Annotated in this window: 19 protein-coding genes and 1 pseudogene; 12 read left to right on the top strand and 8 right to left on the bottom strand. The window is 67.6% G+C overall.

The features are described from left to right. Window positions 1-19: 19 nt before the first annotated feature. Window positions 20-1195, top strand: coding sequence for a PQQ-binding-like beta-propeller repeat protein (locus LI337_RS17675; RefSeq protein ID WP_227231242.1), 1176 nt, complete (start codon window positions 20-22; stop codon window positions 1193-1195). After that, a complete protein-coding gene (locus tag LI337_RS17670) occupies window positions 1188-2417 on the top strand; it encodes a PQQ-like beta-propeller repeat protein (RefSeq protein ID WP_227231241.1) in 1230 nt (409 codons plus the stop codon). Before LI337_RS17675 ends, LI337_RS17670 begins: the two co-directional genes overlap by 8 nt. A gap of 22 nt (window positions 2418-2439) precedes the next feature. Here LI337_RS17670 and LI337_RS17665 read toward each other — a convergent pair whose 3' ends face one another. Further along, window positions 2440-3747, bottom strand: a complete 1308-nt coding sequence (locus LI337_RS17665) for a hypothetical protein (protein WP_227231240.1) — start codon at window positions 3745-3747, stop codon at window positions 2440-2442. A 213-nt stretch (window positions 3748-3960) separates the two neighbouring features. Here LI337_RS17665 and LI337_RS17660 point away from each other — a divergent pair, with 213 nt between their 5' ends. Then, on the top strand, window positions 3961-4764 hold the full coding sequence (locus tag LI337_RS17660) for a 2-oxo acid dehydrogenase subunit E2 (RefSeq protein ID WP_227231239.1): 804 nt from the start codon (window positions 3961-3963) through the stop codon (window positions 4762-4764). A 324-nt stretch (window positions 4765-5088) separates the two neighbouring features. On the opposite strand, the gene LI337_RS17655 is transcribed toward LI337_RS17660, so the two are convergent. Further along, window positions 5089-5691, bottom strand: a complete 603-nt coding sequence (locus LI337_RS17655; RefSeq protein ID WP_227231238.1) for a hypothetical protein — start codon at window positions 5689-5691, stop codon at window positions 5089-5091. Between the two features lie 14 nt (window positions 5692-5705). Next, on the bottom strand, window positions 5706-6104 hold the full coding sequence (locus LI337_RS17650; protein WP_227231237.1) for a helix-turn-helix domain-containing protein: 399 nt from the start codon (window positions 6102-6104) through the stop codon (window positions 5706-5708). Between the two features lie 619 nt (window positions 6105-6723). Here LI337_RS17650 and LI337_RS17645 point away from each other — a divergent pair. From LI337_RS17645 to LI337_RS17630, 4 genes are all read left to right on the top strand, one after another. Further along, window positions 6724-6873, top strand: coding sequence for a DUF7512 family protein (locus tag LI337_RS17645; protein WP_227231236.1), 150 nt, complete (start codon window positions 6724-6726; stop codon window positions 6871-6873). Window positions 6874-6875: 2 nt separating this feature from the next. After that, complete coding sequence (locus tag LI337_RS17640; protein ID WP_227231235.1) at window positions 6876-7910, top strand: sulfite exporter TauE/SafE family protein; 1035 nt, start codon at window positions 6876-6878, stop codon at window positions 7908-7910. Window positions 7911-8050: 140 nt separating this feature from the next. Next, window positions 8051-8905 (top strand): universal stress protein, encoded by an 855-nt coding sequence (locus LI337_RS17635; protein ID WP_227231234.1) that lies wholly within the window; start codon window positions 8051-8053, stop codon window positions 8903-8905. A 172-nt stretch (window positions 8906-9077) separates the two neighbouring features. Continuing rightward, window positions 9078-9665 (top strand): DUF1684 domain-containing protein, encoded by a 588-nt coding sequence (locus LI337_RS17630; protein ID WP_227231233.1) that lies wholly within the window; start codon window positions 9078-9080, stop codon window positions 9663-9665. 156 nt (window positions 9666-9821) lie between these two features. Here the strand turns inward: LI337_RS17630 and trxA are convergent, their stop codons facing one another. The 4 genes from trxA to LI337_RS17610 all read right to left on the bottom strand — a co-directional run bounded on the left by trxA (window position 9822) and on the right by LI337_RS17610 (window position 12544). Continuing rightward, window positions 9822-10229 carry a thioredoxin gene (gene trxA, locus LI337_RS17625; RefSeq protein ID WP_227231232.1) on the bottom strand — a complete coding sequence of 136 codons (408 nt, stop codon included), beginning with the start codon at window positions 10227-10229 and terminating at the stop codon, window positions 9822-9824. A 159-nt stretch (window positions 10230-10388) separates the two neighbouring features. Then, entirely contained in the window at window positions 10389-10847 is a 459-nt protein-coding gene (locus LI337_RS17620) for a YeeE/YedE family protein (RefSeq protein ID WP_227231231.1), read from the bottom strand. Continuing rightward, entirely contained in the window at window positions 10847-11338 is a 492-nt protein-coding gene (locus tag LI337_RS17615) for a YeeE/YedE family protein (RefSeq protein WP_227231230.1), read from the bottom strand. The genes LI337_RS17620 and LI337_RS17615 overlap by 1 nt, the downstream gene beginning before the upstream one ends. A 12-nt stretch (window positions 11339-11350) precedes the next feature. Beyond that, the gene (locus LI337_RS17610) at window positions 11351-12544 is read right to left on the bottom strand and encodes an MBL fold metallo-hydrolase (RefSeq protein WP_227231229.1); all 1194 of its coding nucleotides are present in this window, start codon (window positions 12542-12544) and stop codon (window positions 11351-11353) included. Between the two features lie 479 nt (window positions 12545-13023). On the opposite strand from LI337_RS17610, the gene LI337_RS17605 reads away from it, so the two are divergent. The 3 genes from LI337_RS17605 to LI337_RS17595 all read left to right on the top strand — a co-directional run bounded on the left by LI337_RS17605 (window position 13024) and on the right by LI337_RS17595 (window position 15011). Beyond that, window positions 13024-13881: a universal stress protein gene (locus tag LI337_RS17605; protein WP_227231228.1), complete on the top strand. Its 858-nt coding sequence runs from the start codon at window positions 13024-13026 to the stop codon at window positions 13879-13881. Between the two features lie 306 nt (window positions 13882-14187). After that, on the top strand, window positions 14188-14433 hold the full coding sequence (locus LI337_RS17600) for a sulfurtransferase TusA family protein (RefSeq protein ID WP_227231227.1): 246 nt from the start codon (window positions 14188-14190) through the stop codon (window positions 14431-14433). 5 nt (window positions 14434-14438) lie between these two features. After that, a complete protein-coding gene (locus tag LI337_RS17595) occupies window positions 14439-15011 on the top strand; it encodes a DsrE/DsrF/DrsH-like family protein (RefSeq protein ID WP_227231226.1) in 573 nt (190 codons plus the stop codon). 190 nt (window positions 15012-15201) lie between these two features. Here the strand turns inward: LI337_RS17595 and LI337_RS17590 are convergent, their stop codons facing one another. Then, window positions 15202-15366, bottom strand: coding sequence for a hypothetical protein (locus LI337_RS17590; protein ID WP_227231225.1), 165 nt, complete (start codon window positions 15364-15366; stop codon window positions 15202-15204). 179 nt (window positions 15367-15545) lie between these two features. Between LI337_RS17590 and LI337_RS17585 the strand changes: the two genes are divergently transcribed. Beyond that, a complete protein-coding gene (locus LI337_RS17585; RefSeq protein ID WP_227231224.1) occupies window positions 15546-17504 on the top strand; it encodes an alpha/beta hydrolase family protein in 1959 nt (652 codons plus the stop codon). A gap of 138 nt (window positions 17505-17642) precedes the next feature. Continuing rightward, window positions 17643-17921, top strand: a pseudogene (locus LI337_RS20370) (DUF8154 family protein); the annotation flags it as partial. Window positions 17922-17927 lie beyond the last annotated feature (6 nt).

Here is a 17927-nt window from a genome sequence, read left to right as displayed (position 1 = left end):
CGGACGGCGTGGTTCGTGTATGCCCTCCTTCACACGCAGAGACGCCCTGCGAGGCGTCTCCTCGCTCGCACTCGGCGTCGGCATCGCCGGTTGTACCGGCGGCCGCGAGGAGTTCCCGGTCACACGGGCCTGGCACGGTCGCCCCCGTGAGCCGTCGCCGGCCGCCGGAACGGTCGACGGCACGCTTCTCACGGGATCGTACAGCCCCTTCGACGACGACCCACTGATCGCCGGCGTCGACGCCAATACCGGCGAGAGCGAGTGGGCCGTGTCTGTGTCGAAGGGCGACAAGTCGCCCGTCTGCGTCTCGGGTGGCCGGGCGTACGCGTTCGCCGACTCGGGGTTCGCGGTCGCCGTGGACGCCGCCAGTGGCGACGAGGTGTGGCGACACAGTATCGGTCGCGTCGCGGACGCAGACCCCGGTGTGACGGAGTTTGCCCCCGTCGACCTCGGCGACCGCGTCGTCGTTCCCGTCTCCGGCACGGAGGAGGACGTCACGGATCGACTCCACGGTCTCGACGCCGACACCGGCGAGGAGCGGTTCGTCCACGAGATACCCTCGTCGCTCGCCGGTGCGCCAGGCGTCGCCGGCGGCGGTATCGTCTTCCCGACCGTCACCGGCCGACTGGTCGCCCTCACGGCCGACGGTGACCGGAGGTGGGAACGCTCGATCACGGGTGCGGCCTCGAGCGTCGGTGTCGCCCCGGACGGCCGGACGGTCGTCGTCGGTACCCCCGCCGAACGACTCCTCGCACTCGACGCCGAGACCGGCGAGGTCACGTGGCGGGGTCGCCTCCGGAACACGGTGTTCGCCCGGCCGCTCGTCACCGCCGACCGCGTCTACGTCGGCGGTGCCGACTACGTCCTCCGGGCGTTCGACCGCGAGTCGGGCGAACCGCTGTGGCAGGACGACCTCGTGAGTCCGATCACGCACGGGCCGTATCCCGTCGGTGACCGACTCGTGACGCTCGTCTGCGGCTCTCATCGGGTTCGCGGCACGGCGGGTGACCTCCCCTTCGGCCCGACCGTGCTGTACGTCCACGAGCGCGACGGGACGCGTGTCCGCTCGGTCCGGTTCGACGGACGACTCGACGGAGGCGAGGTACACTGGCTCTCGGTCGTCGACGGCGACGTGTACCTCGGACAGGCCTACGGATTGACGAAACTCGCCTCGGGGGTGACCCGGCGTGACTGACCAGACGTACTCCCGCCGGCAGACACTCGCGGCGCTCGGTGTGGCGGCCGTCGGCGGCCTCGCCGGGTGTAGCACACTCACAGACCTCCGTGGGGTCCGCCCGCTCTGGCGGCAGTCCATCGCGGCCCGCCTGAACGCGGGACCGCCGGTCGCGACCGCCGACCGTGTCGTCCTCGGGACACAGGACAAGCGGGTGTACGCGTTCGGCGCGGACGACGGGACCCGGGAGTTCGCAGTGGAGACCGGCGGCCCGGTCGAGACGGCACCGACGGTCTCGCCGACAGACGGGTTCGTCCACGCCCACAGCACCGACGGCGACCTCTACGCGATCGACGAGGACGGGACGGTCGCGTGGCACGAGGAGGGTGTCCACAGTCGCGCGGTCCTGGCGCGGGCCGGGTCGCTGCTCGTACAGTTCGACCCGCGTTCCGACACCGTCACCGGCTACGACGCGGCGACCGGGACCCGACGCTTCGAGCGCGTGACGAGCGCCTACCGGTTCCCCGGTCTCACGAGGGACGTGTTCGTCCTGCTGGACCCGGCCGAGCGGTCGGAGCGACGCCTCGCGGCCCTCTCGCCGGCCGACGGCGCGGTCCGCTGGCGGAGTGACCCCGGTGGCTACCGGGGCCTGACGGTCGACGCCGACCGACTCGCGACGGTCAGCGAGGAGGGAGTCGAACTCCGCTCACTCGCCGACGGGAGCCTCCAGTGGCGCACCGAGTTCGACGCGGCGGTCGACACGCTGTTCGGCGGGGCAGTCCACCTCGACGGCGATGCGTACGTCAAACTCCGCCCACGCGACGGCCCGGGCGTCGTCGTCGCACTGGACGGAGAGACCGGCGAGGAGCGCTGGCGGCGGACCGGCGGCTACGAGATCGAACGGATCGTCTCGACCGACGAGACGGTGCTCGCGGTGAGTTCGGTCGACGACCCCGACGGCGGCATCCTGATCCGGATCGACGGCTTCGACCGGGACGGGACCCGCCGCTGGCAGCGGACGACAGACATCGCCATCGGGGGGGTCGTCGAGACGTGTACACTCGTCGACGGCACCCTCGTCGTCGGGAGCGACCGGCGGATCAGGGCGTTCGCGACCGGAGACGGGTCGCCGCTGTGGCAGTACGACCCCGACGGGAGTCGGATGCACGTCCACGCGGCCGACGACGCGCTGTACGTCGCCTACCGCGACGACGCGGGCATCGCGCGACTGCCGGTCCCGTGAGTCGTCCGTCGTTCGCCGCCGATCAGCCGTCGGTCGCCGCTCCATCTGTCACCCGCAGGAACACCCGATAGGCGAGTGTCCCGCCCTCGTCGCTCCCGGGAGACTCGATACCCACGTCGTCCTGCACGACGTACTCGCCGGGCGCGACAGCGTCGACCACCTCGAACGTCCGGTCGAGACGCTCGCCCGCCGGGAGCGGCGTCGTGAGTCCGATGGCGTTGACGAACGTGACGGACTGCTCGTCGGTCCTGACGTGGGAACTCTCCCGGTAGGCGTCGGTCCACAGCAGTGACCCGCCGTCGCCGTCGACCGCCTCCATCTCGATGACACCGAACGGTGCGGGCGCACCACTGAAGACGGAGACGTCCCGATCGCCGTGGTTGCCGAGTACGAGACGTATTCTCGGCACCGTCTCCGAGAACTGCGACTGCGTGACCGTCCCCTCGAGGTCGACCGGGAGGTCCTCACGGTTCTCCAGGCCGGCCCAGTAGAAGGTGCCGTCGAGGTAGACGTACTGGTGGGCGGCGACGGCCTCGAGCAGTTGCTCCGGTAGGTCGCCGGCGTAGACACCCTGCGTCTCGCCGGCCGCCCGGACCGCCTCCCGAACCGTCTCGGTCGCCTCGGTCGCGTCGTACACCGACTCGTCTGTGAGGTCTGTCGGGGAGACACGTGAGGCGGTCACCGTGTACGGTTGCCCGTCGTCCTCGACCGACAGCGACAGCGAGTAGACGGTGCCGCGGTACCGGACGCCCTCGTGGCTGTCGAGAAACTCCCGTAGCGACGGCCAGAGTCGGAGCGTCCTGTAGCCGTCCTCGCTGGCGATCCGGAGTAGTCCCGAGGTCACGACGCCGTCGTGTGTCACCGCCTCCCGGTAGGCCGCTTCGTCCGCGATCGGTCCGCCCACCGCGTCCGCGGTCGTCTCTGCGGCCGTGATGGTGTACCGGGGGAAGTCGTGGATCAGTTCGTAGTACGGCCCGTCACGGCGGAGATAGGGCGTCTCGGCGACGAACGAGACGAGCCAGTCGGGGAGGTCGTCGGTCTCGTACTCGTCGTCCAGCGCCGCAGTCGCGACGGTGCGTTCGCGGTCCGACAGTGACCTTACATCCGGGACGTCGACGCTCGGTGAGGTGCCCAGGTCGTTGAGTCGGACGACGTCGGTCGGCGTCTCGACACGGACGACCTCGAGTCGCCGCTCGCCTGCAGATCCGGCGGGGTCACCTGCGCCGTCGTCAGACAGTGGCCGGCCGTCGCTGGCGAGACAGCCAGCCGTCGCCGAGATGAGCGTCCCGACGCCGAACCCGCACGTCGAGAGCACGTCTCGTCGTTTCACGTTCGAAGCACACGCCCGTACAGGAAAGTGCCTTCGGGTAACTCAAACAGTCACTGTACTCTCAGCGTCTTCAGCGTTCGTTCCCCGGCGGCGGCAGGCTCACGGCTCCGCCGTGCTATTCGACTCTCGGAACCCACCGCTCGGCTCCCACGAGAGCGTGTCGACTCGTCACACCGGGTCAACACGTAAGGTGGCTCCCGACCGACGTGAGGTATGCGCGACCGAGGCGATCGTCTCGAGCCGTTCTCGCCGCGCCGCCGGGGGACGGTCGACTACATGCGAGCGGCGGGCCGGCGGAGCAACGTCCACGGCCTCGTCACGGTCGACGTGACCGAGGCGAGAGCCCGCATCGACGCCATCGAGGCCGAGACGGGAGAGCGACTCTCCTTCACCGCGTTCGTCGTCTGCTGTCTCGCACGCGCTCTCGCGGACCACCCCAGGATGAACGCCTACCGCGACTGGCGCGGCCGGGTCCACGTTTTCGACGACGTCGACGTGAACGTCCTCGTCGAGACGACCGTCGACGGCGACCGACTCGGCGTCCCGCACGTCCTCAGAGCCGCCGGCGGTCGCTCGGTCCGCTCGCTCCACGACGAGATTCGGGCCGCCCAGCGATCACGCGATCCGACCGATCTCTCGGCCGTCGAGCACGCCGCACTGCGACTCCCCGGGTTCCTCCGGCGACTCGTCTGGCGACTCCCGCAGTGGTTCCCCCGGCGGTGGAAAGCCGTGGCAGGCACCGTCGCCGTCACCTCGGTCGGGATGTTCGGTGCGGGCGGTGGGTGGGCGATCACTCCGACGAACTACACGGTGCAGGTGACCGTCGGCGGGATCGGCGAGCGGCCACGGCTCGTCGACGGTGAACTGACGACCCGCGAGTTCCTCCACCTGACGGTGACGGTCGATCACGACGTCGTGGACGGCGCGCCCGCGACGCGGTTCACCAGCCGGTTCGGGGCACTCTTAGAGGCCGCCCACGGACTCCCCGAACCGGACGACCACACGACGACAGCGTAGCCGAGTCACTGGGTCCCGACGGGCCGGACTCGACTACCGCGACGCCGCACCGCGATCGGCGCTCACGACCACGCGGGTTCGGTCCCTCGGACGCTCGACTGGGCTCTGCCGAACTCTCTGAACATTGTGGACATTCTGAAAATTTCACACTGTGTCCAGTGTGACCGGTCCGCTCCGCGTGGTGTCACTCGCTCCGTCGTGCGGGCCGAGTTACCTGCAGGTCGCCGTCACGACAATCGGCCACATCACCTTCCCGGTCGTGAGTGTAGTCACCGTCTCCCTCGCCACCGCGAGAGTACCCCCTGCGGTGGTGGCGGCGAAAACTCAGACGACGGCCGCGCTCGGGGAGGCCGCCGCGAGTGCGGCCAGCGCGTCGGTCGGCCGGGAGTCACTCGGGTACGTCCGACGCGTTCCGTCGTCGAGCGAGACCACGACTGCCCCGTCACTGTACGTGACCTCGTCGATCCGATCGCACGCGAGCGTCTCCGCGTCGTCGGCCAGTCGCCACGACGTCGCGAGGAGGTTCACCTCCCCGTCGTGGACCGACACCGACGACTCCCCGACGAACAGCACGGTCGTCTCGTACCGCTTCGCGGCGTCCAGACCGACGACGGATCCGCGCCCACCGGACAGCGTGTACACCGACGGGTCGTCGGGGTCGACGCCGACCGTCTCGGCGGCAGTCGCGCGGATCTTCTCGACCGCGGCTCGACGGACGGCCGCACTCTCGGCGCTGACCGCACGGACGCCGGCGACCGCGAGTGCGGGACCACCGAACAGGACTGCGGTGCCGAGCAGGGGTCTGTCCGCTGCGAGGAGGAAGTTCCCTCCGAGCATCAGTGCGAGCACCACGGCCCACGGCCACTGCCAGCCTGCGGTCCACACCGGCGTGAACGTGTCGACGTCGAGCGAGCCGTCTGCAGCCATCGGACGAGTCGGAGTCAGTTCTCCAAGAGGACGCGGTCGGCGTTCTCGTACTTGCGCTCGAACTCGCCGATGAGCTGTCCCATCTTCGCGTACCAGTCGTTCAACAGGCGTTGCATGTCGTCGGCGATCTGTGACGGGTCGGTCGGGCGGTAGACGTGGTAGTAGCCGCCGTTCTCGTAGTTGACCTGTTCTTTCTGGATGAATCCCGCCGAGACCAACCGCTGGACCGACCGATACGCGGTCGAGCGTTCGCGGTCGACCGCGTCGGCGAGATCGTCGACGGTGAGCGGTTCCGTCGCGTCGACCAGCGCGCTGTAACACTCCCTGTCGAGTTGCTTCAGTCCGTGGAAACACTCAAGCAGGCTCTCACAGACCATGTCCTGCTGGAGTTGTTCAGACATCGAGTCCGGCATGTGTGTACGTACGCTTGGGCGCGCTCCGACAAAAGAGTTGTGTGTAGTATTTACAATTCTACGGTGGCACGGCCACGGTTACCGAGGGCCCGACCTCTCGGCGTCACGGCGGCCGGTGCTCCCGGTGAGGCCGATTCCGGCCAGAAGCACGGCTGTCGGGCACGAACAAGAGTCCGATCCGCGCGGTCACGACGTCGCTCGAGTCCGGATCCGAGCAGGTCCACAGCCAGTGACGGGAACTCCGTACCTGTTCGGTCGCCACTCGCCACCCGCCTCGGTGTCGCCGACCACGCCGACGTACTTTGGGAGTGAACGGTGGGCCGAACTCTCGATCACGCGACGCGCCCGGAAGTTGTTCATTACACGCACAACCAAATCTCCGGTTATCTCCTGACAGCCCACCCCGCGCGATTTGCTGTTTGCTCGACTGCAACTTTAGCGTTTCTGCACGGTGAATAGCGACATCTCGTAGTTATCGGTACGTTACGAGTCACCACCCGTGCGTTGCGGGAATATAGTATTGTGGCACAATTGCAAAACTATTATAGCTACCCACCGGTTAGGGGGAGTCGAGAGGAAATCCACCAATGCAGCAATCTCAGCGGGTGAGGGTCCAGTGATGTTCGGGATCGAGACGCTCGGCGGCAACACGCAGGCCGCCGTGTTGATCGGACTCGTGTTACTCGAAGCGATCGTACTGTACGTCGGCTACGGACTGTTGGAGTCTGCACTCGCAAAGCGGGTGACTGATCTGATCAGGGGGCTGTGAGCATGGAGGTGTTCGGTATCGCCGTCGAGTTACTGGCGATGTTCACCGGGTTCGGCCTGCTCATCGGCATCCTGTTCGGCTTCTTCGGGATGGGCGGGTCGTTCCTCGTCACGCCCGCACTGCTCGTGATGGGCTACGACGCGAACGTCGCGGTCGGGTCCGGCCTCGCGTTCGTGTTCGGGACCTCGGTCATCGCGACGCTGAAACACCGCGACCTCGGGCAGGTCGACTACAAACTCGGCGTCCTGATGATCGCCGGGACGACCGCCGGGATCGAGGTCGGCAAGATCGGGTTGGAGTACCTCCAACACCTCGGGCTCGCGGGGAGCGTGGTGAGTATCGCGTACGTGCTCCTGCTCGGGTCGATCGGGGCGTTCGTCACCTACACTGCCCTCAAGGGCGGCGGTGGCGGGCTGTCACACGACGTCGACGAGGCCGACGAGGACGACGGCGACGACATCCCGGCGATCGCACAGAAGATCCAGTCGTACGACGTCCCCCCGATGATCTCCGTCCGGGGCGGGTTCACCGTCTCGCTGTGGATGGTGCTGGGCGTCGCGTTCGCGACCGGTCTCCTGTCCGGGTTCCTCGGGGTCGGTGGCGGCTTCATCCGGATGCCGGCGCTGTTCTACCTCGTCGGCGTCCCGGTCCCGGTCGCCGTGGGGACCGACCTGTTCGAGATCGTCTTCTCGGGCGGAATCGGGTCGTTCCTCTACGCACAGTCCGGCGCGGTCGACCTCTCGATCGTCGCGCCGTTGCTCGCCGGGAGCGCACTCGGTGCCCGGATCGGTGCCGGGGCGACCAGCCTCGTGAACGAGGACGACATCAAGGTGTACTTCGGCGCCATGCTGCTGCTCGGTGCCATCGCGGTCGCCGTCCGCCAGGTCGGCGGCTACCTCGGCATCGAGGTGTTCGACGTCGTCAGCCTCGTGATCATCCTCGGGGCCGCGCTCCTCGTGAGCGGGGCCGTCATCGTCACGAGCGTTCGTGAACTCCGCGCCGAGACGCCGGGTGCAGACACGGCGACTGCTGACTGACGGAGCCGTCGCGATCGTCGGCGAGCGGGCTCACTCGTTTTCACAGATAAACAAGGCGGATGCCCCGGTGCTTGACCCCGAGGCGATTTACCACGCAGGACGCCGCGACAGTATATGTGTCTCCAGTGCCTGCTGTTGCTATGCGCATCGTCTTCGCGACGGACCTCTCCGCCGCGAGCGAGGCTGCCGTCGAGTCGCGGACGTGTCTGGAGTGCCTCGCCACCATCGGTGTCCGGGAGGTCCACCTGTTCACCGTCGTTCCCGACACCGTCGGGAGCGGCCTCCCGGGACTGGACAGCGCGGCCGACGCGGAGTCCGCACTCCGCAGACAGCGGGCCGTCTTCGAGGAGGCCGGCTTCGACGTGGAGACGCACGTCGCACGCGGCGCGCCCTTCCGCCGGATCAACGGTCTCGCCGAGCGCCTGCCGGCCGACATGATCGTCGTCGGGTCGCGCGGGCAGAGCCCGTTGCGGAACCGGCTGATCGGCGACACGGTCAGGAACGTCGCGCGGACCGCCGTCGTCCCACTGCTCGTCGAGCGGATCGACCCGGCCGACGGCACACACCGCGTCGCACACGAACATCTCTTCCGGGACGTGTTGTACGTGACCGACTTCTCCGACAACGCCGAGCGCGCCTACGACTTCCTGCCCCGTCTGCGCGGGGCGACGCGACGGGTGAACCTCCTCCACGTCCGGGGGAGCGAAGAGCGGACTGGCGAGTCTGCGGCGGCCCCCCACGATCGCCTCCAGTCGCTCGCCGAGGACCTCTCGGTCCGGATGGGCGTCGAGACAGCCGTCAACGTCCGGTCTGGCAGCCCGAAGACGGAGATACTCGCCGAAGAACGGCGCGTCGGCGCGACGGTCACCCTGCTCGGCGCACGCGGGCAGAGCCGCCTGCGCCGCCTCCTCCTCGGGAGTGTCTCCGAGTCCGTCATCGCACAGGGGAACGCGAACGTCCTGCTCGTCCCCCCGGCGTCGGTGCCACCGCGCTGACCGGCGGCCGGCGTCGCTCCGACCGTCGGTCCCGAGTCTACGGACGAACGAGGCGACTGTCTCGGGGCCCGACCCCGAGTGTACTCCGACACCTGATCCCAGTGGTGGCGAGACTCGTCGCACTCCTCGCCACCCAAACTAATATTGTGTAGTACGCACAATATAAAGTCACATGCTCTCGACCGACCAGCTCGACGAGTGGCGCGAACAGATCGAGGCCGACCGCGAGCACAAGCGGCGGTACTTCCGGGAGTCGAGACACTCGCCGCTCCCGTCGGGGATGCGTGGTACACAGTTCCCGGGGCTCGACTACTTCGAGCCGGACCCGGACTACCGGTTCGTCCTCCCGCTCGTCGAACACGACGAGAAAGCACAGATCACCGTCGAGACGACCGCCGACGGCGAACAGACGTACCTGCGGTGGGGCGAGTTCCGGTTCGAACTCGACGGCGAGCAGTACACCCTCCAGGCGTACCGCCCGGACCGGGAGACCGACCGGCTCTGGGTCCCTTTCCGCGACCAGACCAACGACGAGGAGACGTACGGTGCAGGCCGGTACATCGACCTGGAGTTCGATCACCACCTGACGGCCGACGGTTGGGTGCTCGACTTCAACACGGCCTACAACCCGACGTGCGCGTACAACTACGCCTACGAGTGCCCGATGATCCCGATGGACAACTGGCTGGACGTCCGCATCGAGGCGGGCGAGCGTGACTTCCCGGCCGACCCGGCGACGCCGCACGGACACGAGCATTGACCACTCGCCCCTCGTCCGGGGTGTCTCTTTCCGGGCGTCGGTGGACGTCGACGCGGCGTGCACTGCGAGACGGCGGCGGTCGAGACGCCCGGAACTGAGCACGGGCGTCGCTCGGAGGTGGGAGTCGAAAGAGAACGAGCCGTCGCTCCCGACCGATCAGGCGTACTGTTCGATCAGCGAGCGCAGTTCGTCTCGCTGCCGCACACCGACCATCTGCTCGACCTGCTCGCCGTCGGCGAACAGGTACATCGTCGGGACGCCCTGCACCCGGTACTGCTGGGCCAGTCGCTGGAGTCGGTCGACGTCGACCTTCGCGACCGTCGCGTCCGTCTCGGCGGCCAGTTCCTCCACGACGGGTTCGAGCATCTTACACGGACCACACCAGTCCGCGTAGAAGTCGGCGAGGACGACACCGCCCTCGGCGACGAGTTCGTCGAGGTGCTCGGCACTCTCGACGTGGATCGGCTCACTGCGCTCGTCGACGGTCTCGGTCGTGCCGCCGTCTGTCGCCGTCTCCCGCGGGTCGTCGAGTCTCTCGCGTCTGCGCTGGTCTCGGTCGCTCATCACACCCACGTTGGGATCGGAGGCTGATAACAGTTTTGTGATTATCGTACAATACAAGTCGCCACCGAGAGCCGAGCGACCGCTCAACAGGGGAGCGACGACGAGTCCCCGAGCGCGGGGAGAACGTGGAACTGAGAGCGCTGCGTGCGCGGTCGTGACTCAGTCGGCCCCGGCCACCGTCGAGTCGTCGGTGTCGCTACGGCTCCGCCAGACGCCCTGCACGTACGCGCCGGCGAACATGCCGGCGAGCGCCCAGAGGATGGTGACGTTCCCGACACCGAGGCTGGCGTAGGCCGCGCCGGGACAGATCCCCGAGAGGCCCCAGCCCGCTCCGAAGATGGCCCCGCCGACGAGGACGTTCCGGTCGAACGACTTCAGCCGGCGTTCGAAGGCCCGCCGCGTCAGCGGGGGACCGTCGAGGAGTCGCGGCGCGAGGAAGTACACCAACCCGGTGACGGCGGCCCCGCCGAACATGACGAAGGGTAAGCCGAGGTCGTCGAACTGGAGGAAGTCCAGCACGACCTCGGGGCGGGCCATGTGGCTGTAGCCGAGGCCGAACCCGAAGATCAGTCCGCCGACGACGATCGTCGGCATGAACAGCGGGTGTCGGTCGGCCATCAGGGGCTCACCCCCAGGGCGGCGACGACCTGTGCGACGCCGATGGCGACCAGCAGGAACGTGGCCACCCCGACGAGCGACGTCCGGGAGGCAGAACCAACCCCACAGACGCCGTGGCCGGAGGTACACCCCTTGCCGACGCGGGTGCCGATCCCGACGAGGACGCCGCCGGCGAACAGCCGCCAGACCTGTACGTCGGTCTCGTAGGCGAACGCGTCACCGAGCGTGAGCGAGTAGATTGCCGCCCCGGCGACGATGCTGAGCGTGAACACCAAGCGCCAGTCGCGCGAGGCGGCGTACTGCTGGAACCGCGACCGGTCCGAGACGTACGACAGCGTCGACTCGAGGAACGAACTCGCGCCGGCGCTGATGCCGGTCCCGAGGTAGATGAGACTGGCACCGAGTCCGACGAACAGTCCGCCGATCGCGTAGCGGGCGATCCCGTTCGGGAAGTACTCCGCCAGTAGCTGCAGTGGGAGTGGGTCTACCATTGCCTCTCGTCGTTAGTCGTCGGCGAGCGACTCCTGGCTCGCGGCGCAGTTGTTCGGGCCGAGTTCGAGCGTGAACGCCTCCTCGTCGTCGGCCGCCTGCTGGCCGAGGTTGGTGGCGATGATGTCCTCGTAGTTGGCGGGTCGCGGCGGCATGTCCGCGAGGACCGTCTCCACGAAATCGTCTTCGGCCACCGTGAGCGCGTCCATCCGCTGGACGAGGTCACCGACAGGAGCCGTGTAGGTGCCGTCGACCGCCGGGTCGGCGGCGTCGCTGAAGTGTGCCCCGCCGATCAGGGTGTCCTCCGGGAGTGTCAGCACGCGCTCCTGGAGCGACTCGTAGAGCATCCGGGCGGCCTCGGGTGCGCCCTCGTCCCCCTCCTCGAGGTCGGGGCGGGCGACACTCTCGACGAACAGGCCGTCGCCGGTCGCCAGCAGACCGTCGCCGAGCAGGTACGACGTCATGCCCGTCGTGTGGCCGGGCGTGTAGACCGTCTCGACGGTGGCGTCCCCGACCACGAACTCGTCGCCGTCGGCGGCCGTCTCGAGGTCGTCGGCGTAGGTGACCCCACGCGGGACCGCGTTCTCGGGGATCACGCCGGTGACCCCCCGGTCGTCCAGGTCACGGACGCCCGAGATGTGGTCGGCGTGGATGTGGGTGTCCAGTGCGTAGACGAGGTCGACGCCGAGGTCGTCGGCGTCGTCGAGGTAGCGGTCGGTGAACGCTCGCAGCGGGTCGACCACGGCCGCCTCGTCACCGTCGACGAGGAGGTACCCGAGACAGCCCGAGGAGGGTCGCTGATACTGGTAGAGCGTGCCCGGGCCGTCGTAGCCGGTGACCTCGACGCGCTCGTAGATGCGCGCCCAGCCGTTCATCCCGTCTTCGAGGTGGTCCACGTCGTAGCCACGCTCGGCGAGTGTCCCGGCGACGAACTCGCTCGCGCCGCCCTTCGCACACAGGACGGTCACGTCGCGGTCGTCCGGGATCGATTCGAGCACCTCGTCGTCGATGTCCTCGTCGAGGAACTCGTAGTAGGGGACGTTGATCGACTCGACCGATTCACCGTCGATTCGCCACTCGTCGTAGTCGCCGGTCATCCGCGTGTCGAGCAGGGTGACCGCCTCGCCGGCGTCGATCCGGGCTTTCAGCGTCTCCGGAGCGAGCGTCTCGACGTCGGCATCCACGGTGGGCAGATCGTCTGGGTTCATGTATGCACCCTCAGCTATTGGGGGCTCGCACATAAGGGTTTGGAAGATAATTCCTTATCTCTACAATACTGTGTCGGGCGGTCGGTGGTAGCCGGACTGGTGAAACGTGGCCGATACACCGAGAAACCGTCTGGAGACGGCCGCCTGACGACGACCTTCCGATACTCGACCGACGGCACAGACGGTCGGCGGTGCGAGTGACTCTTGCTTATATAGTCCAATACAGGCCCGCCGGGAGCGGTCTCGACCCCGGCGAGGCGGTCGAGCGTCCCTCAGACCCCGAGAGGTGCGGGAGCGCCCCGAGAGCGCGACGTGTCCAGTCGAGTGTCACCACCGACCCACCGGTCTCGCGTGGCCACGGTGACCGTCTCACGAGTCGTCACCTCACGCGCCGACCACGGCGCACTCGACTCGCGTCACTCCGATGTTTGTATTGTGCAACGCAAACAATATTAACGTCGGGTCGCGTAGCGGGCGGTATGCGCATCGTATTCGCGACAGACCTCTCGGACGCGAGCAAGACGGCGATCGAGTCACGCACCTGTCTGGAGTGTCTCGCCAACATCGGCGTGCGGGAAGTCCACCTGCTCACCGTCGTCCCGGACAACGTCTCCAGCGGTCTCCCGGGGATGGACATCGCCAGTGACGCCAGGACGGCGCTCGCGGCCCAGCGAGACGTGTTCGAGGACGCCGGCTTCGAGGTCGAGACACACGTCGCCCGCGGGACGCCGCACCGGCGGATCAACGGCCTCGCAGAACGCATCGACGCCGACATGATCGTCGTCGGCTCTCGCGGGGAGTCGCCACTGGAGAACCGACTCATCGGCGGGACCGTGCGGAACGTCGCGCGGACGGCGGTCAGACCGTTGCTCGTCGAACGGATCGAACGCACGGAGTCGGGCCCGGCCGTCAAGAAAGAGCACCTGTTCCGGGACACGCTCTATGCGACCGACTTCTCGGCGAACGCCGAGCGAGCGTTCGACTTCTTCCCGCAGTTGACCGGCGCGACACAGCGAGCGTACCTGCTCCACGTGCGCGGTCGCGAACAGAAGGACGGTTCGGACACCGAAGCGGACGCCCGCGAGCGACTCGACGAGATGGCGACCGAACTCCGCGACCGGATGGGGATCGAGGTGGAGACGAACGTCCGGACCGGCGGGGTGGTCGACGAGATCCTCGCCGAGGAGACGCGCGTCGGGGCGACGACGACCCTCCTCGGTGCCCGCGGGACGAGTCGCCTCCGGCGACTGCTCCTCGGCGACACCGCCGAGACGGTCGTCGCACGCGGGAACAACAACGTCCTCCTCGTCCCGCCGGAGTCGGCGACCCCACGCTGAGCCACGCGAGGCGGTCGACCAGGCGGCCGCCGGCGGTGACGACGACGGTCCGTGCGGGGTCGCCCTGAACGGCCCACCGTCCGGACACTTGTGAATACAGTTCAACACCGTGTGCGCAAAGAGGACGTGGTCGGTGCTCCGCCGAGTGGCTTGTGGTCCGTCGGGAAACATCCGACAGTCTCCGACAGAGTGGCTATAGAGAGCGATACGGCCGCCTCGATCGTCGCGGTGTCCCGGATCGTCATCCTTATACCCACAGCCTCAATATTGTGCGTTAGCTCCAAGACACAACAGGAGTGTACTTCAATGAGTGCCGAATTCGACATCACACAGACGCTCGACGTGCAAGGTGAATCGTGCCCGATGCCGGTCGTCAAGACGAGAGGGGCCATCGACGACCTCGCGGCCGGCGAGGTGCTGGAAGTCGTCGCGACAGACTCCGGGAGTATGAGCGACATCGAGGGCTGGGCCTCCGGGACGGCGGGCGTGGAACTGCTCGCACAAGAGGAGGACGACGGGCGCTACACGCACTACGTCCGCAAGACGGAGTGAGCATCGTGAGTACCGACACTCCCACCGCACCCGACGACGACCTCCCGTCACGGGCGGAACTGGCCGCCAGAGTGGCGGACCTCGAGGAGTCGCTCGCCGAGGCGACGACCGACGACGGCACCCGGAAGATGTCGATCATCGCCACGAAGGGGACGCTGGACATGGCCTACCCACCGCTCATTCTGGCGAGTACCGCCGCCGCGTTCGGCTACGACGTGACGGTGTTCCACACGTTCTGGGGACTCGACATCCTCCACGAGGAACGCTCGAAGCACCTCAAGTTGAGTTCGGTCGGCAACCCCAACATGCCGGTTCCGAACCTCATCGGTGCGCTCCCCGGCATGGACCGGATGACGACCCGGATGATGGAGAAACGCATCGCGGACAACGAGACCGCCACCATCGAGGAACTGATCGAGACGTCACTCGACATGGGCGTCGAGTTCCAGGCCTGCCAGATGACCATCGAACTGATGGACTACGACGAGGACGACTTCTTCGACGGCGTCCGGACCGGCGTCGGGGCTGCGACCGCCATCCAGGACATGGCCGACGCGGACATCCAACTGTTGATCTGAGCCGCGACGCGTCCCCGACTGCTCGCCGGTCGCTCTCGTCTCTCTCGTCGGCGTCCCCGACGCACAGGTACGAAACGGCCGGTCGCGGCGAGTGGCGCGTTCACTCGCGAGGGCTTCGAGCGGACGACCAAGATTCGTCGGGAGTGAGTCGGCTCGCGTGCAGTGAACGCCACACTCGCAGGTGTCCCGATCAGGCCGCGTCGCCCGTGTCGTCGCGCCGTGCGACGACGATGCCCGCGACGAACAGCACCGCGCCGAGTCCCAGGAGGCCGATCGTGAGAACCTCTCCCGACAGGAGGATTCCGCCCAGCACCAGTACAGCGGCCACCGAGTGCAGTATCGCCGTCGTGTTCATGTCCGTTACACGGACCGACGGCTCAAAAACGACCGGAAATCGGCACGATACGACTGTCCCGAGACTCGCGGTCGAATCGCACACGGACTCGCCGACCGAGCGACTGCGCCGACGCGGTCACTCGTCGCCGTGATCTACGAACAATAATTATAAAGTGAACTACTCAGTGTACCTACACGATGGTAGCTGTCGACAGACGGGTGACGGTACTGGTACTCTCACTACTGCTCGTGTTCAGTGGTGGCGTGATCGGCTACTGGGGGCACACTGCGGGTGGGACCGTCGAGGTGCGCGACGTGCAGTTCCAGTCGGCAGACGGCACACAGATGTCGGGGCATCTCTACGTCCCGGCGGGCGTCTCGGCAGACGACCCGGCTCCGGGGGTGCTGGCCGTCCACGGCTACGTGAACACGAAGGGTGTGCAGGCACCCTTCGCGACCGAGTACGCCCGTCGAGGGTACGTCGTCCTCGCGCTGGATCAGACCGGTCACGGCGGGTCGGCACCACCGGCCTTCGCGGGTGGGTTCGGCGGCCCGGCGGGGCTGGCGTATCTCAACGACCGACCGATGGTCACAGAGAGGGTAGCGGTGACGGGTCACTCGATGGGTGGCTGGGCGATCACGGCGGCGGCCGCGAGTGATCCCGACGGCTACGACGCCGCGCTGTATCAGGGCTCTGCACCCGGCCCCATCGCCGGCCTCCCGGTGCCGAACGGCACGGCGGAGTTTCCGCGAAACACGGGTGTCGTCTTCAGCGAGTACGACGAGTTCCACTGGCTGATGTGGCCCGGTTCTGCGAGTGCAGCGACCGCCGAGGAGACACAGAAGATGCAGGAATTCTTCGGCACCGACGCGACCGTCGAGGAGGGACGAACATACGGCAGTATCGAGGACGGCACGGCACGCAGGCTCTACACGCCGGCGACGACCCATCCGGGTGACCACATCTCGACGAACGCGGTCGCCGACTCGGTCGACTGGATCCAGCGAACGCTCCCGGGTGGCGAGAGTCCGGCCCCCTCGAACCAAGTGTGGTACTGGAAGGAGGTCGGGACGTTCCTCGCTCTCCTCGGCGGGATGCTGTTCGTCTTCCCCGCCGGCGGTCTCTTGCTCGACCGTGAGCCGTTCAGTTCGCTCCAGGCGACGGTCCCGCAGGCCGCCACCGAGCGTGACGCCGGGTGGCACGTGAGTGCGCTCCTGGCGACGCTGATTCCCGCCGTGACGTACTTCCCCACCGTCGTCGCCGGCGACTCGTTCGTTCCGCTCGCTCCGAACTGGCTGTTCCCACAGCAACTGACGAACGCGGTCGTCCTCTGGGCGCTGGTGAACACCGTCGTCATCGCCGGACTGGTCGGTGCCTGGCACGTCCGGCGAACGGCCGAGGACCGCGTGGGCCGACTGATCGTCCCGGCCGTCCTCGTCGGGAGTGCGCTCGGTATCGTCGTCGCCAGCGTCGCTGACTTCCTCGTGACCGGACAGGATCTGCTGGGGCTGCCGACGGTCGTGGGCACACTCCTCGTCGGCGTGACGCTCGGCGGGTGGCTCCTCACTCGCGGGTCGGCGACCGACCGTGCGGCGTCGACGGCGTACGGTCTCTCGCTCCCGCAGGGGTGGGGTTCGCTCACCCGGTCGGTCGGTCTCGCGGTCGGCGTCGTCGGGGGTGTCTACGCGCTCTCGCTCGTCGTCGACGCACTGTTCAACGTGGACTTCCGGGTGTGGTTCGTCGCCTTCCGCCTGCTCACGCCGTGGCAGTTCCAGGCCTTCGTGGCGTACCTGCCCCTGCTGTTCGTGTTCTTCGTGGCGGTCGGGGTGCTGCTCCACGGGCGACTCCGGACGCGTGCGACGACTGACTCGCTCCGCCGCGCGATGGTCATCAACAGCGTGATCCTCACCGGCGGGATGGCGCTCCTGCTGGCTCTGCAGTACGGCGTGCTGTTCACCAGTAACGCACTGCCGATTCCCCAACTCGCGCTGTACGCAATCGTTGGACTCCCGTTCGTGCCGGCGCTCCCGCTCATCGCGGTGGTCTCGACGTACTTCTTCCACCGAACCGGTCGCGTCTGGACGGGTGCGCTGGTCAACGCCCTCCTGATCACGTGGTTCCTCGTCGGGTCGACGGCGACGCAGGCGGTTCTGTGAGCCGGTAGCCGACCGGGGACGGCCGCTCTCCGTTCGGCGGCTGCCGTGGCAGACCCGTCGCCTCGACGCGAGGTCGACACTTTCGACGCAGCTGTCGTGTGATGCTAGAACCCGAGTACTCGACGCGTCTCAGTCTGTTTGCGTCTCGAACGTGCACAGGATGGCTTCGAGATGGTCGGGCGCGGTCGGACTGCCTTCGAGGACGGAATCGGTGCCGACGACGACCCGAAGACACAGCCGACGAAACCACGTCGGCTCGTCGAGGTTGTCGAAACCCTGCAGGCAGCGGGCGAGCATCGTACGGTCGGCGTCCAGATCTGTTGCGGGACGATCGCACGATCGATCGAGGCGTACGCGCTCGCGATGACGAGCGAGAGGCTCCGAGACTCTCGGGACCACCAATGTAGCCCCGATCGTGCCCAC

It is taken from the genome of Salinirubrum litoreum (genome assembly GCF_020567425.1).
GTDB classification, from domain to species: domain Archaea; phylum Halobacteriota; class Halobacteria; order Halobacteriales; family Haloferacaceae; genus Salinirubrum; species Salinirubrum litoreum.
The sequence above is the reverse complement of the archived record's forward strand: the minus strand, read 5'-3'. Positions and strand labels throughout refer to the sequence as shown.